At 37.5% G+C, this 15,155-nt stretch carries 10 protein-coding genes, 1 CRISPR repeat array and 1 riboswitch; of the genes, 8 read left to right on the forward strand and 2 right to left on the reverse strand.

Annotation, left to right across the window (positions count from 1 at the left end):
• Positions 1-41: 41 nt before the first annotated feature.
• Positions 42-396: direct repeats of the CRISPR family, unit length 47 nt; unit sequence GTTGTTACTGATATCAAAGATACCTCATTTTGAAAGCAATTCACAAC.
• A gap of 375 nt (positions 397-771) precedes the next feature.
• Complete coding sequence (locus B091_RS0108625) at positions 772-1,065, reverse strand: hypothetical protein (protein WP_018109603.1); 294 nt, start codon at positions 1,063-1,065, stop codon at positions 772-774.
• Between the two features lie 389 nt (positions 1,066-1,454).
• On the opposite strand from B091_RS0108625, the gene cas9 reads away from it, so the two are divergent.
• The 3 genes from cas9 to cas2 are packed head-to-tail and all read left to right on the forward strand — an operon-like array spanning position 1,455 to position 7,099.
• On the forward strand, positions 1,455-5,828 hold the full coding sequence (gene cas9 / locus B091_RS0108630) for a type II CRISPR RNA-guided endonuclease Cas9 (protein ID WP_018109604.1): 4,374 nt from the start codon (positions 1,455-1,457) through the stop codon (positions 5,826-5,828).
• A 4-nt stretch (positions 5,829-5,832) separates the two neighbouring features.
• Positions 5,833-6,765, forward strand: a complete 933-nt coding sequence (gene cas1, locus B091_RS0108635) for a type II CRISPR-associated endonuclease Cas1 (protein ID WP_025069561.1) — start codon at positions 5,833-5,835, stop codon at positions 6,763-6,765.
• Position 6,766: 1 nt separating this feature from the next.
• On the forward strand, positions 6,767-7,099 hold the full coding sequence (cas2, locus tag B091_RS0108640) for a CRISPR-associated endonuclease Cas2 (protein WP_018109606.1): 333 nt from the start codon (positions 6,767-6,769) through the stop codon (positions 7,097-7,099).
• An 11-nt stretch (positions 7,100-7,110) separates the two neighbouring features.
• Here the strand turns inward: cas2 and B091_RS0108645 are convergent, their stop codons facing one another.
• Positions 7,111-8,466: an alanine/glycine:cation symporter family protein gene (locus tag B091_RS0108645; RefSeq protein WP_018109607.1), complete on the reverse strand. Its 1,356-nt coding sequence runs from the start codon at positions 8,464-8,466 to the stop codon at positions 7,111-7,113.
• Positions 8,467-8,681: 215 nt separating this feature from the next.
• A riboswitch (cobalamin riboswitch) is annotated at positions 8,682-8,889 on the forward strand.
• Positions 8,890-9,021: 132 nt separating this feature from the next.
• On the opposite strand from B091_RS0108645, the gene B091_RS0108650 reads away from it, so the two are divergent.
• From B091_RS0108650 to B091_RS0108670, 5 genes are all read left to right on the forward strand, one after another.
• Positions 9,022-11,070 carry a TonB-dependent receptor gene (locus tag B091_RS0108650; protein WP_018109608.1) on the forward strand — a complete coding sequence of 683 codons (2,049 nt, stop codon included), beginning with the start codon at positions 9,022-9,024 and terminating at the stop codon, positions 11,068-11,070.
• A complete protein-coding gene (locus B091_RS0108655) occupies positions 11,067-12,212 on the forward strand; it encodes a YncE family protein (protein WP_018109609.1) in 1,146 nt (381 codons plus the stop codon). Before B091_RS0108650 ends, B091_RS0108655 begins: the two co-directional genes overlap by 4 nt.
• 24 nt (positions 12,213-12,236) lie before the next feature.
• A complete protein-coding gene (locus tag B091_RS0108660) occupies positions 12,237-13,238 on the forward strand; it encodes a hypothetical protein (RefSeq protein ID WP_018109610.1) in 1,002 nt (333 codons plus the stop codon).
• Positions 13,238-14,590, forward strand: a complete 1,353-nt coding sequence (locus tag B091_RS0108665) for a DUF5074 domain-containing protein (RefSeq protein ID WP_018109611.1) — start codon at positions 13,238-13,240, stop codon at positions 14,588-14,590. The genes B091_RS0108660 and B091_RS0108665 overlap by 1 nt, the downstream gene beginning before the upstream one ends.
• 171 nt (positions 14,591-14,761) lie before the next feature.
• Positions 14,762-15,154 carry a Fur family transcriptional regulator gene (locus tag B091_RS0108670; RefSeq protein ID WP_018109612.1) on the forward strand — a complete coding sequence of 131 codons (393 nt, stop codon included), beginning with the start codon at positions 14,762-14,764 and terminating at the stop codon, positions 15,152-15,154.
• Position 15,155: the final 1 nt, after the last annotated feature.

Consider the following 15,155-nt stretch of genomic DNA (forward strand, 5'->3'; position numbering starts at 1 on the left):
CAATTCACAACTTCGCAAAGTTCACTTTTAACAAAAATAGAGTTGTTACTGATATCAAAGATACCTCATTTTGAAAGCAATTCACAACCTTTGCCTGCTTGGTCTTGCAAGCTTGATAGTTGTTACTGATATCAAAGATACCTCATTTTGAAAGCAATTCACAACTCATACTCTTCCGTTCTACCTAAACCGCTGGTTGTTACTGATATCAAAGATACCTCATTTTGAAAGCAATTCACAACTGGTGTGTACAGTGAGTTCATTGATATGCTGTTGTTACTGATATCAAAGATACCTCATTTTGAAAGCAATTCACAACGAGTGGGCATCAAACCCTACTCCCTTTTTTGTTGTTACTGATATCAAAGATACCTCATTTTGAAAGCAATTCACAACGAGGCACTGCATACATTCACAATAAGGATAGGTTTAAGCATGTAACTATCACAATATCAAACTCATTGTAAATAGGTGGGGCAAAAAACGGGGTAATTTAGCACTAAGTCTTTAATTCGGGTGCTAAAGAATATATAAAGGAGATTGGTACTATCCAATCTCCTTTTATCTTTTGGGATACTTGTAGTTTGCCTTTAGCATCCTGTTTTTATCTATCTTATTTCACAGATAGATAAGTTTAATATTTTCTTAAAGTTATTGGTTGCTATTAAACTCTTCTTGCGAGATTGACGGGCCAAGTCCTGAACCGTATGTAGATAGTCTAAATGATATTTCTCCTTCAGACCATTCTGATCGTGTTCGAGTTACAGAAAATTACCCTCCATCATGATAAGAGGGTCTATCATTGTGCACAGCTTTAATTTTAAGCTTAAAAGTATCTGATTGACTAAAGCTTAAAGTCATTTCTGATTGTGGACGTAAAGTGAAAGTTCTGTATAAGCCACCCATTTGATAAATAATCTTTAGAGTCATAGTATAATCAGACTTGTTTTTGAAAACCATTTTGGCTAACGTGTCCTCACTATTCATATACGCTCCCCATGAGTTTTGTGCCGATGCAGCTAGTGAAGTAATCAAAATGATTATTACAAGAGTTATTCTTTTCATTAATTAAGATGTTAGGATTTAAAAATATTATTTATAATGCAATATGTGTTGAGTTGAATAGTACTGATTTTAATCACTCATAGGTACGCTAAAGAAATTAATTGCAGCACTTCAATATAATTTCCTGGCCGCTACCAATCAACCCTTTGCGAGTAACTCCTTTATGCCGGACGACTTATTCGTTTTGGTGTTGTGACTAACTCATTTTAAGATACCGAATTTTAAAACATAAAAAAAGGTGAGTTGCCCCACCTTAAATGTTTACACAACGGAATAATCCTTATTGTGAATTGCTTCAAAACATTGGCAAGATAAGAATTTATTTTATAACTTTAAAACATTATTGATAATATTATCTTAAAATTAACATATAATAGTTTTAACTAGAGATGAAAAAAATACTAGGATTAGATATAGGTACGAATAGCGTTGGTTGGGCTATCATCAATAAAGATAGTGATGGACCACAAAGTATTGTGAATTTAGGTAGCCGTATAATCCCTATGTCACAAGATGTTATGGATAAATTTGGTAAAGGACAAACTGTATCTAGCACCGCAGAAAGAACTGGATATCGTGGTGTTCGTCGCATACGTGAGCGTTCCTTATTGCGTAGAGAACGCTTACATCGAGTATTACACATACTTGGTTTTTTACCCAAACACTATGATCAGGTTATAGGGTGGGATAGGTCTGATAATCGAACGTATGGAAAGTTTTTACCAGGAATTGAAATAAAACTTTCTTGGGTACCAACAGATAGCGGTAATCAGTTTTTGTTTATGGATAGTTATCTCGAAATGCTGAAAGAATTAAAGCAAGAGCAGCCTGAATTATTTGAGACTAGTGATACTCCAGCACCTATGGACTGGACACTCTATTATCTACGTAAGAAAGGATTAAAGCAAGCTCTCAGACCAGCAGAACTGGCATGGATAATCCTTAACTTTAATCAAAAACGTGGTTACTATCAGCTTCGAGGTGAGGAGCAAGAAGTAGACCCTAAAAAACGTGAAGAGTATCATGCTTTGCGTGTTGTAAGAGTTGAAGTTGATCCAGAATCAGGTTCATTGTCTAAGCCTTGGTATAATGCTTACCTAGAGAATGGCTGGATATATAGATGTCAAAGCAATAAGCCCTTAGATAGTTGGGTTGGCATGATAAAAGACTTTATAGTTACTATCCATCTTGCGGATGATGGTTCTGAGGCCTTAGATCGTGAAGGTAATGTTCGTCGTAATTTTAGAGCTCCAGGTGAGGATGATTGGACATTATTAAAGAAAAAGACAGAAAGTGATCTACAAAAAAGTGGAAAGACTGTTGGTGCCTATATTTATGACACACTTCTGAAGCAACCCTCACAAAAAGTAAGAGGAGAACTTGTTAGAACCATTGAGAGAAAATTTTACCGCAATGAACTGGAGCTTATTTTAGATAAGCAACTTGAGTTTATCCCTGAATTAAAGAGTAAAGAGTTATTCGATGCTTGTGCAAATGAGCTCTATCCCAGCAATCATAACCATAGAGCCAATTTACTGACTAAGGATTTTAAATATCTTTTTGTAAATGATATTATATTCTATCAAAGACCACTCAAAACAAAGAAATCACTGATTGCAAACTGTCCATACGAAAGAAGATCTTACAAAAAAGATGGTGAGCGAGTATATGTCCCTATCAAATGTATAGCAAAATCAAATCCTTATTTTCAAGAGTTTAGACTTTGGCAGTTTATAGAAAACTTGCGTATTATTCAGCATCAAAAAGAGATGGATGATAGCATCCAATACAATGTAGATGTCACCTCTGATTACTTGCCCGATGAGGTTAGCTATGTTAAGCTATTCGATTGGCTGAATGAGCGTAAAGAAGTTAAAGAAGATCAGCTACTTCGCAACTTCTTCAATCTAAAGAAAGATAAGATTTCGAAAGAGTTTTCTGTTAGTTGGAATTACGTCAAAGACAGAACTTATCCATGCAATGAGACACGTGCATTACTTATTAGTGGCTTAGAAAAATGTGATAGTTTGTCTTGGCTCGACTCGAAAGAAAAAGAGTACAGACTTTGGCACTTGCTCTATTCGGTAGAAGATCCTAAAGAGTTACGAGGGGCCTTAGCAAAACTTGCCGACAAAGAGAGTTTATCGAGTGACTTCGTTGATATATTCTCTAAACTACCATCTTTTGAAAAAGACTATGGTTCATACTCAGAGAAAGCAATCAAAAAAATATTACCTATAATCCGAAAAGGTTCTTACTGGTCTGCGGATGCTATTGACTCTCGAACACAAAAACGAATCCAGCAAATTATTGATGGAGAAGTAAATGAGTCGATTGATATGCGTGCACGAGAAAAACTGGAATCGCTACGCGAGATAGCTGCCTATAAAGGTCTTCCATTATGGCTTGCTGGTTATGTGATATATAACAGACACTCTGAAGCTGGCGAAATAAAAAAATGGAATACCCCAGAAGATTTAGAGTACTACTTAACACATGAGTTTAAACAATATTCACTTCGCAACCCCATTGTTGAACAAATAATTTTAGAAACACTAAGACTAGTAAAAGATCTTTGGGAAAAGTATGGGGACCTTTCGGAAATACATTTAGAATTAGGAAGAGATCTTAAAAACCCAGCAAAAAAGAGAGAGGCTGATACTAAACGGAATGTAGATAATGAGAATGAGTGGATGGAGATCCAAGAGAAGATGCTTGAATTCCATAGGGAGGGTTTGATAAGTAATCCCTATTCTCCATCTCAAAAAATGAAGTATAAGTTGTGGTTGGAGCAAAATCATATTTCGCCATACACAGGAGAAGCTATTCCACTTACTAAACTATTTACTTCAAGCTGCGAAATAGAACATGTTATACCTCAAGGGCGCTATTTTGACGATTCATTTACCAATAAGGTTGTATGTGAGTCCGAAGTGAATAAGCTTAAAAGCTCTATGCTAGGACATGAGTTTATTAAATCAAAAGGTGGTGAGGCCGTTTTAATTGGAGGAACTCAGGTCAGAATTTTATCTGTGCCAAAATATGTAGCACTGGTTGATAGACTCTACAGCTCTACAAACCCAACCAAAGCAAGTAAGCTTTTGCTCGAAGATATAGATGACCTAAATAAAGACTTTAGTGAGCGACAATTGAACGACACTCGCTACATCAGCAGATATGCGATGAGCATACTCTCGGCTATAGTTCGTGAAGATGATGAGAAGGAGTCTGTCTCAAAAAATATTATTACTTGTTCTGGTAAGATTACGGATGTTTTAAAACGTAGTTGGGGATTAAAAGATATCTGGGACGGACTAATTCAGCCTCGCTTTGAACGCTTGAATACGATGTATGATACCCAAGAGTTCGGGAAATGGGTAACTTCAAATAAGTTTCAAGTCAGAATTCCATTAGAGTTACAGCGTAATGTGTCCAAAAAGCGAATTGATCACCGACACCATGCTATGGATGCTTTGGTTATAGCTTGCGCTACACGTAATCACACCAATTACATCAACAATATGTCTGCTTGGAGGGGTGAGGACTATAAAAAAGTGCGCTATGACTTAAAGAAGAAGCTGATTGATGAGAACAGTAGCGAGCGTGATACTTTCATCAAACCTTGGCCAAACTTTACTGTTGATGCTAAAAAGGCTTTAGAGCGAATAATTGTCAGTCACAAGAAAAACTTACGTGTGCTAACAGCGACAGTTAATCATACTGAATATATAGATAACCAGGGCAAACGACAATTAAAAAAACAAGAAAGTAACGATCATTATGCCGTTCGTAAACCTCTGCATCAGGAAACTATATTTGGCCGTGTAAGCATTCGTAGCATAAAACAAGTTACACTTAGTAAGGCTCTCGAAAACTACAAGTCAATAGTTGATAAACATCTCAAGGCTAAAGTACGTGAAGTGATCGCTGAATATGGAGGGAAGGTTGACTCAAAAACCCTCAATAAATATTTCAAGGACCGAGACTATAAGTACGAAGGTCTTGATATTAAGCGTGTCGAAGTATATCATTACGATCACGATTGTGCAGCAACACGTAAACCACTCAATGACTCGCTGACTCTAAAACAAATAGAGAAAGTTACAGATGAGAGTATTCGTAAGATATTATATAATCATCTTGATAATTATGCTGGAGATCTCAAAGAAGCATTTAGTGTTGAGGGCTTAGTCGCTATGAATAAGAATATTAAAACCCTCAACGGTGGTGTACCTCATCATCCTATATATAAGGTGAGACTATTTGAGGATTTGGGTTCTAAGTTTGCACTTGGTACAACAAATAATAATCCGAGTAAGTTTGCGGTAGCCGCAAAAGGAACAAACCTGTATTTCGGGGTTTACGTTGATGAAAATGGTAAGAGGAGTTTTGATAGTATTCCATTTAATGTGGTTCTTAATAGAATAAAGTCTGGGCTGAGCCCAGTACCGGATGTTTTTGGTAAATCGAATTTGCTCTTTTACTTATCTCCTAACGACTTGGTTTATATCCCTTCATCAATAGAACTTAATGAAGAGTTCTGTATTAATGAAATCAATAATAATAGACTATATAAAATGGTTAGCAGTACTGGCTTCCAGTGCTTCTTTAGTCAAAATAATATGGCTCAATCTATTTGGGATAAAAAAGAATTCTCAGCGTTAAATAAAATGGAGCGAGATATTGAGGGGAATATGATTAAGCAAGTCTGCTGGAAACTAGTAGTAAATAGGATAGGAGAGATCACTGATGTAATAAGATAGAACTATGATTAAGAAAACGCTCTACTTTGGTAATCCAACGTATTTGAGTTGTACCAACGAACAGTTGGTAATTGAAATGCCAGAGATAACAAAGGCTAATACACACCCCTCGCTACAAGCAAAGGGTGTGATAACTCGTCCGATTGAAGATATAGGTTTGATCATGCTAGATCATCCTCAAATTACAATCACACACGGGGCGATACAAAAACTTTTGCAAAACACCTGTGCCATTATTACCTGCGATAACAAGAGACTCCCATTCGGGCTGTGCTTGCCGCTCTATGGAAACACGACACAGAATGAGCGTTTTCGAGATCAATTAGCTGTTGCACGTCCAGTTCAGAAGCAATTATGGCAACAGACAGTTCAATATAAAATAAGGAATCAGGCTTTTATTCTTCAGAAATTCACATCTGAAAAAGCTGAGAATATGCTGGTTTGGGCTAGCGAGGTACGTAGTGGTGACGTTACGAACCTCGAAGCTCGGGCTGCAGCATTCTATTGGAAAAATGTTTTCCATCAGTATCCCGACTTTATACGCGATAGAGATGGTCTTCCACCCAATAATTTGCTCAATTATGGTTACGCTATTCTTAGAGCGGTCATAGCTAGAGCTATTGTACTGAGTGGGCTAATACCAACGTTGGGTATTAATCACCACAATAAATACAATGCATATTGCTTGGCAGACGATATAATGGAGCCGTATAGGCCCTATGTTGACAAGAAAGTACTCCAGCTATTAAGCAAATATGGACATATTGATGAGATAACCAAAGAGATAAAAGGAGAGTTATTATTAATCCCGACCATGGATGTAAAGATAGGTAAGCGGCGTAGCCCGTTAATGATTGCTGCAAGCCAAACAACAGCATCACTTTATCAGTGTTTTATAGGTAAACCCCGCAAGATTGATTATCCTTTAATGGAATAGTATGCAACGTATTAGTGAATATAGAGCTATGTGGATATTAGTATTCTTTGATCTACCGACAGAGACTAAACAAGAACGGCGTGAATATGCATTATTTCGCAAGCGATTGATGGCAGATGGTTTTACTATGTTCCAGTTCTCAATATACCTTAGGCATTGTGCTAGTCGAGAAAATGCAGATGTGCATGTCAAGCGAGTCAAAAAACTATTACCCAAGAAAGGATATATAGGTATACTGAGTATAACCGATAAACAGTTTGGTAATATGGAACTATTTATCGGTAAAAAAGAAACAGCTTCTCAACCCGAAGGCCAACAATTAGAATTGTTTTAAGGCTCTATACACTATTTCTTTAGTCTACTCTTCATAAGCTTAGCTTGTTTAATAACCTCAGGAGATAAGACAAGTAAGGCGATTACGTTAGGGACTACTAAGAATACATTTAGCGTATCTGTTAGCTCCCAAACAAGGTCAACCTGCAATATAGAACCTAAAACCACAATTACCATTACAAGAATACGGTAGTAGGGTATCCCTTTTTCACCCATAAGGTAACGCAAGTTTTGAGCAGCGAAGAAATACCAACCGACTATAGTTGTCAAAGAAAAGAAGAAAAGGGTGACTCCTACAAAGATAAAGCCAGCGTGGCCGAAGACTAATCCAAAAGAGGCTTGAGCTGCATCGGCTGCACTATGCGTAAGGTTGGTCTTTGATACCAAAATAATTAGCGCTGAGAGTGTACAAACCACAAAGTTTGTAGCAACACCAACAAGAGCTGTCATACCTTGCTCATAAGGTTCTTTTACTTGTGCTACAGCATGAGCGTGAGGTGTAGTTCCCATTCCTGCTTCATTGGAGAACAGTCCACGAGATACACCATATCGTACAGCTTTCATTACGGTCAGCCCTAGCGCACCACCTCCGATACTTTGGGGAGAAAAGGCACCAACAAATATTGATTCAAAAGCTGGTAAAATCTCTTTGTAATTGAAGAGTATAACAAGCATCCCACCTGTGAAATATAGAAAAGCCATAATAGGTACTACCTTTTCGGCAAACGAAGCGATACGAGTAATCCCACCTATTAATATAAAGCCAATCAGAACAGCTACTGCTATGCCGATATAAATTGGTTCTATGGGAACTATATTAGATATAGCAATCGATATTGAATTCGATTGAACAGCAATACCCATCAGACCAAGCACTACTACAATGCTTATGGCAAAGAATACAGCAAGAAACTTACTACCAAGCCCATTTTGGATATAGTAGGCTGGTCCACCAATAACGTGTCCCTGCTCTTTTGTTCGATATAGTTGAGCCAGAACGGCTTCAGAGAAGTTGGTCGCCATGCCCAAGAAAGTACTAATCCATAACCAAAAAACAGCCCCAGGTCCTCCCGAAACAATAGCTGTAGCAACACCTATTATATTACCTGTACCAAGTTGAGCAGCCACAGCAGTTGCTAGTGCCTGAAAAGAGCTCATTCCTTCAGCCTGAGTTGCCTTCTTCTTAACAAAAGCACCAGCAAAAGTCTTCTTTATCGCTTGATCTAGGCTCTTTTGGACAAAACGAAGGCGAATGGTAAAATAAATCCCCGTACCAAATAGAGCTACAATAAGAATAGGTCCTAGATAGGTATTATTGATATATCGGAGAAACTCAATAAGTTGATCTTGGATAGATTGGTCTATCATGCTAATTTGTGTGTTTGTGAATTAGTAAAATAAATAGGCAAAGTTAAGGCATAAATATATATGAAAAGAAAAATATATAATAATTTGTAATAAAGCCTTATATCTCATTTAGTTATTCTCTTTGTAATATCTGAAGTCTTTTAAATGCTTAATCCTCTTCCTACTTATATGTTCAATATATATTTGATATAGTTGTTTGCCGACTGAAGTTTTCATAAATTTGTAGTGTTGTTGGTGATGGAGCATACTCAAATCTGTATGACTCTATTGAAAAGGGAATCAGGTGAAAATCCTGAACAGACCCGCTGCTGTAAACTCTTATAAATGTACTCTTTGAAGACTGCTATAGCCACTGTCAGATGATGATGGGAAGGCATCAAAGAGAGAGTAAGTCAGAAGACCTGCCACAACAGGTTAAGTTATGAAAGCTTTCTGGGACTAGAGTTTTTAACAATATTGAGTTCAATCATTTGAATTTAAATTTCTTGTTATTGCTGATATTTTAATCGGCAACCTATCCTTGTATAGCTGCTAGTTTTCAATTAATTAGATGCAATGCAACCTTTAAAAAAAATTATTCTCTGTGGGTGCTTTGGTTTACTGCCATTAATCTCTCAAGCCCAAAGCAAATTGGATAGTCTTCAATACCTGCAAGAAGTTGTGGTTACGGCCAAACCGTTTGAGGCAGTAATCCCTGTTCAAACACTGTCAGGTGATATTTTGCAAACACTTAGTGTTCATAGCGTCGCCGATGCTTTACGATATTTCTCAGGAATACAAGTTAAAGACTATGGTGGGCTAGGCGGACTCAAAACCATTGATGTCCGAAACATGGGAACACACCATGTGGGTGTCTTTTATGATGGGATTGAACTTAATAACGCGCAAAATGGAACGATAGATTTGGGAAGATTCTCATTAGACGATATGGAGGAACTATCTCTCTATAATGGTCAAAAAAGTGATATCTTCCAATCTGCTAAAGACTTTTCATCTGCTTCTACCGTTTACCTTCGAACTAAGCGCCCTCAGCTTTTGGATGGAAAAAACACCAATCTAATTGTTCGATATAAGACAATGTCAATCAATTTTAATAACCCTTCATTTCGTTTTGAGCAACGACTTAGCCCTAAGGTTACAATGAGTGCTAGTGGAGAGATGATAAAGTCGAATGGACGTTATAAATTTAGATATAAACGACGCAACCTCGATAACACATTGGCCTACGACACAACAGCCATTCGAAAGAATAGTGATATAGAGTCTTATCGCTTTGAAACAGCTTTGTTTGGTCGGTTAGAAGATGGTGGATGGGATGCAAAAGCTTACTTCTATAGCTCAAACCGTGGAGCTCCTGGTGCTATTGTAGCTAATAAGTTTGAAGATGGATTCCGTCAAAAAGACTATAACATCTTTGCTCAAGGGAATTATACAAAAGACTTTACGGATCGTTATCATTTTCAGTTCAAAGGGAAATATGCCTTCGATAAGATGCATTATATCGCTCGTGATGTGACCGACTTTATGGGTGAGGAAACGACACAAGGGGCGCAGTTTGATGACTCATACTATCAGCAAGAGGTATATACCTCTATGATTAATATGTATAATATCACAGATTGGTGGGATGTTTCAGCTTCGGTCGACTTTCAGTGGAATAAGCTGAATGCTAATCGAAAAGGTATCAATACACCTTTCTCTTATCCTGTCAGGTACACAGTTTTAGGTGCAGTAGCTACCTCTTTTAACCTGAATAAGTTCAAAGCGATGGTTAGCGTAAACGGAGCATTTGTACATGAGAAGGTTAAAAATAACACCAAAGCACCCGATAAAAAAGAATTATCTCCAGCGATATTCTTAGGGTATAAGCCTTTCGAAGATGTCGATTTCAATTTGAGAGCTTTTGCTAAGCGTGTGTTCAGAATGCCGACGTTCAATGATCTGTATTATGCTCAAGTAGGTTATTCTAATTTAAAGCCCGAATACATGAATCAGTTTAATGTTGGCTTTACCTACTCTATGCCATTTGAGCATACTATTTTCGATCAGTTCACGATACAATCTGACGCTTACTACACCGAAACAACAGATAAAATTATTGCAGCACCGACAGGAAATCTATTTCGTTGGATGATGAGTAATATCGGTAAAGTTAAGGGGAAGGGAGTTGAAGCTTCGGCAGACTTGGATTTCCATTTTGGACCAGTTAATTTAAATGCTCATGCTTCGTATGCGTATACTACACAACGTGACTATACTAAGATAGCAGGTAAACCTCTATCTTCTTATGGAGATCAAATACCCTATACACCTTGGCATAGTGGTTCAAGCATCGTTACTGCCAATTACGATGGATGGCATGTAAATTATAGCTTCATCTATGTAGGTAAGCGTTATAATGGTGCGTTCAATAATATTCCGAAGAATAAGGTTCAACCTTGGTATACACATGATATCTCACTTCAGAAAAAAATCCCATTCAAGCATTTCAAATTAACCGCTGCTGTGGAGGTCAATAACCTCCTAAATCAACACTATGAGGTAATCTATAATTATCCTATGCCTGGTCGTACGTTTAAATTTAATATCGGAATAGAATTATGAAGAAGATATTTAAGATAGGATTAATCCTAACCACAGTCTTTTCAATAACTCTGCTGCACTCTTGTAGAGAAGATGAATATATTTTTGGTACTGAGGTAGCTTCACGAGGTGAACCCAATCCAGATGCAAAGGTTCTCGGCTTCTATATGCTCAACGAAGGTAATATGGGGATGAATAGAGCGAGCATTGACTTTTATGACTTCCGTGCTGCTCAATACAAGACAGATATCTATTCTGAGGCCAACCCCAATGTGGTAAAAGAGTTGGGTGACGTAGGGAATGACATTAAGATATATGGTGATAAGCTTTATGCCGTTATCAATGTGTCTAACAAGATTGAAGTGATGGACAAATGGACAGCGAAACGAATAAAAGTTATCGATGTACCGAATTGCCGTTATATGGCTTTCCACAAAGATAAAGCTTATATAAGTTCGTATGCAGGTAAAGTTTCTATTGATCCCAATGCCGAAATTGGGTTTGTTGCCGAAATAGATACCGTGACCTTAGAACTTAAACGCAAGGTAACCGTTGGTTATCAGCCCGAAGAGATGGTTATTGCCAATGATAAACTCTATGTAGCGAACTCTGGAGGTTATCGTGTACCAAATTATGACCGAACAGTATCAGTTATCGATCTCGAAACCTTTGAAGTGATCAAGACCATTGACGTAGCGATTAATCTACACCGAATGGCGATTGATAAATACGGATTCATCTATGTTTCCTCTCGTGGAGATTATAACAAGATACCCTCAAATGTCTATATCATAGACTCCAGAACTGACGAAGTAGTTAAGAACATGAATACAGGGGCTAGTGAGTTTTGTATGAGTGGAGATTCTTTGTACTACTACCGTGTGGAGTGGAGCTGGGCTGCAGGGGGGAACGCCATAAACTTTGGCATCATTGACACCCGAACGCAAGAGGTAATCACAGACCAGATTATCAAAGATGGAACCGAGAAAGATATAATGATTCCCTACGGATTAGCCATCAATCCGGAGACAAAGGAGATTTTTGTGACTGATGCTCAAAACTATGTTGTTACGGGCTATGTCTACTGTTATTCCCCCGATGGCTATTTAAAGTGGAAGACTAAGGCAGGAAATATTCCGGCACACTTTACCTTTTTAGAGTAAAATAAACATTCTATATTATACACAATGAAAAAGACTATGAACACGAAACGTATGTTTCAATTTTTACTTGCAAGCAGCCTATTTGTAGGTGCTTCAAGTTGTAGCAGCAGTAGCGACGAAAAAGCTAGTTGCCCCTACATCAACAAGGTTTATGAATTTAAACCTGCTGTTGGTCAGTTTACTAATGGTTTGCCTATGTATGTCGAAGGTGATACCTATGCCGATATGCTTGCTAAAGCAAATAAAGCCTTAGTAGGACCTAAATCATCAATGGTTAGTTTGGGTGGCTTTGGTGGATCTGTGGTGTTTGGCTTTGATCATACCATTGAGAATAAGTCAGGCTTACGTGACTTTAGGGTACTTGGCAATGCTTTTAAAGCTGCTGGAAATCCCAATCCTGATGGAAGTAAAGATGGCGGCAGTGCTGAGCCAGGAATAATACTTGTCTCGTACGATACCAACAAAAACGGATTACCCGATGATGAGTGGTACGAGATTAAAGGTGGTGAGTATGACAAGTCTACAAAGAATTACACCATCACTTACTTCAAACCAGATCCCAATAAAGCACTCAAACCCATTTCTGAAAGCGATTACGTAACCGATGCAGAGTATATAAGATGGGAAGATAGCTTAGGGGATGAAGGCTGGAAGACTAAGAACAGATTCCATACTCAAAGTTATTATCCTCAGTGGGTAAATGAAGATAAAATAACATTTACAGGGACGTTACTGCCTAATAATAGCAAAGATGAAAGTGGTACGGGTAATTACTGGGTTTCATACCCTTATGAATACGGATATGCTGACAACTATCCAAATAACGATCCAAGATCAGCAATAGATATTGATTGGGCAATTGACAAAGATGGCAATCCTGCAAACTTACCAGGTATTGACTTTGTGAAGGTTTATACAGGAGTTAATCAAGAAATCGGCTGGCTAGGTGAAATCTCTACAGAAGTAGCTGGTGCATATGACTTGCACTTAAGAAATGAAGTAATAAAATCAAAACTAAACAACTAATGAATAAATATATATTACTATCGCTAGTCGCGATATTTGGCCTCTTGTCATGTAACGATAACGACAAGGTTGAAAATCCTGTTGAACCCAATTTTACTATTGAGAACCTTTCAGAAAAAGAAAGTGTGGCCATAGGTGAATCAGTTGTACTAAAAGCTATAATTGATGAGACAATAGACTCCAAAGACTATGAATATGTTTGGAAGGTGAATAATAAAACTATTCAAGATGAATCTGTAGTTAACACTGAAGATTTGACCTTTACGTTTACTCCAACACAAACAGGTAAGTACAAAATCACCTTTGAACTTGATTATTATAACGATAAATATGCCACTGAGGTTGACATCACAGCTTTAGGTAAATTTACGAATGGTGTGTATCTTCTTGATGAAGGTCGAATGGGTGAACATGGGTCACTACACTTTATAACTTCTGATAATGAATTTATAGATGATCCGTATTACGAAGTGAATAAGAAATACTTAGGAGATGTTACTCAAGACCTTTTCGTATCGAATGGACAGTTCTATATTATATCACAGAATGGTTCTAATGATGATCAGATGGAAGGCTTATTAACAGTTGCCAATGCCGAAACATTAGAGCGAATTGTGAGTTTTCAATCCGAGTTATCAAGATTATCTATGCCTACAAACATTGTCGTTTTAAATGAACAAAACATCTTCATTCGTGATAATCGCGGAGTATATCGCTTCAATCTAGACTCTAAAGATTTATCATATATTTCAGGAACGGCCCAGTCTAATAAGATGAGAATGACTGTAGTCAATGGTAAAGTTTTTGCTACCGCTGGTAATAACTTGTTGGTCTTAGAAGCTGATAAAAATGAAGTAAGCCAAACTATACCTTTTAAGGAAAAAGTTTCGTCAGTTATCGCTGCTTATGATGGGAACCTTTGGGTGTCAGTTGGAAGTAATACCATTGCTCGCGTTAATGCTGAAGATTTAAGCATTATGGATTCTAAACAGATTACATTAGGTAGTGTTAGTTCTAAATTTGCTATTACACCATCTATATCTGCTTACAAAGAGTATATCTACTACTCTGGTACAAATCCAAAGATTTACATGTTTAACTACGAGACAGAGGAGAACATTCTTGCTGCAAATCTCAATGATCATAACTCTGACGATGAAGTTTATCAGAATGTTCAAGTGAACCCTAAAACAGGAGATGCTTACATGACTTCTTTAAAGTCTTATTCGGAATACAAATTAAATCATGTGACCATATTTTCGTTTGATAATGGTAAACTAAAGTTTAAAGACGCACATAAAGATCACTTGTCTTTTCCTGCTGGAGTGTTTTTTACTGATAGCTTTAATTAAGAAAATATAGTCGAATCACCTTAATTAAATGACTTATAAAAAAGTCTAACTAATCCAGAACAAGGATAAGTTAGACTTTTTCTTTTTTAACTAAACAATTATTGCAACACTATTGCAATAATTGCACCTTATTGTATCTTTGTTGCATTAACCAAGCAGACAACTAAGCACATGGCAAAGAAGCGAAATACGAAAACCAAAGAACTGGTTTGGAAGGTAATGGAGAATTCGGAGTCGGCATTGACTCACGATGACATTACCCAAAGCCTAAGGGGTGAAATGGATCGAGTTACCATCTATCGAATCCTTCAAGGATTTGAGGAGGAAGGGCTCGTTCATAAGGTAATTGATAGTGCTGGTAAATCGCACTATGCAATTTGTCGTCACTGCACAGAGCACCATCATCACGATAACCATATGCATTTCCAGTGCGTAACGTGTGGGGTGGTTAATTGTTTGGATAAAGAGGTACGCAAGCCTAATATGCCAGAGGGTTATACAGTCGAAGAAATTAACTATTTGGTTACGGGCTGTTGCCCCGATTGCCGAGACGACAAAGACTAAT

The organism is Bacteroides propionicifaciens DSM 19291 = JCM 14649, assembly GCF_000375405.1.
GTDB lineage: Bacteria > Bacteroidota > Bacteroidia > Bacteroidales > Bacteroidaceae > Bacteroides_E > Bacteroides_E propionicifaciens.

Coding starts and splice junctions, on each gene's coding strand:
- B091_RS0108625 (WP_018109603.1), bottom strand. CDS start 1,065: ATGAAAAGAATAACTCTTGTAATAATCATTTTGATTACTTCACTAGCT.
- cas9 (WP_018109604.1), top strand. CDS start 1,455: ATGAAAAAAATACTAGGATTAGATATAGGTACGAATAGCGTTGGTTGG.
- cas1 (WP_025069561.1), top strand. CDS start 5,833: ATGATTAAGAAAACGCTCTACTTTGGTAATCCAACGTATTTGAGTTGT.
- cas2 (WP_018109606.1), top strand. CDS start 6,767: ATGCAACGTATTAGTGAATATAGAGCTATGTGGATATTAGTATTCTTT.
- B091_RS0108645 (WP_018109607.1), bottom strand. CDS start 8,466: ATGATAGACCAATCTATCCAAGATCAACTTATTGAGTTTCTCCGATAT.
- B091_RS0108650 (WP_018109608.1), top strand. CDS start 9,022: ATGCAACCTTTAAAAAAAATTATTCTCTGTGGGTGCTTTGGTTTACTG.
- B091_RS0108655 (WP_018109609.1), top strand. CDS start 11,067: ATGAAGAAGATATTTAAGATAGGATTAATCCTAACCACAGTCTTTTCA.
- B091_RS0108660 (WP_018109610.1), top strand. CDS start 12,237: ATGAAAAAGACTATGAACACGAAACGTATGTTTCAATTTTTACTTGCA.
- B091_RS0108665 (WP_018109611.1), top strand. CDS start 13,238: ATGAATAAATATATATTACTATCGCTAGTCGCGATATTTGGCCTCTTG.
- B091_RS0108670 (WP_018109612.1), top strand. CDS start 14,762: ATGGCAAAGAAGCGAAATACGAAAACCAAAGAACTGGTTTGGAAGGTA.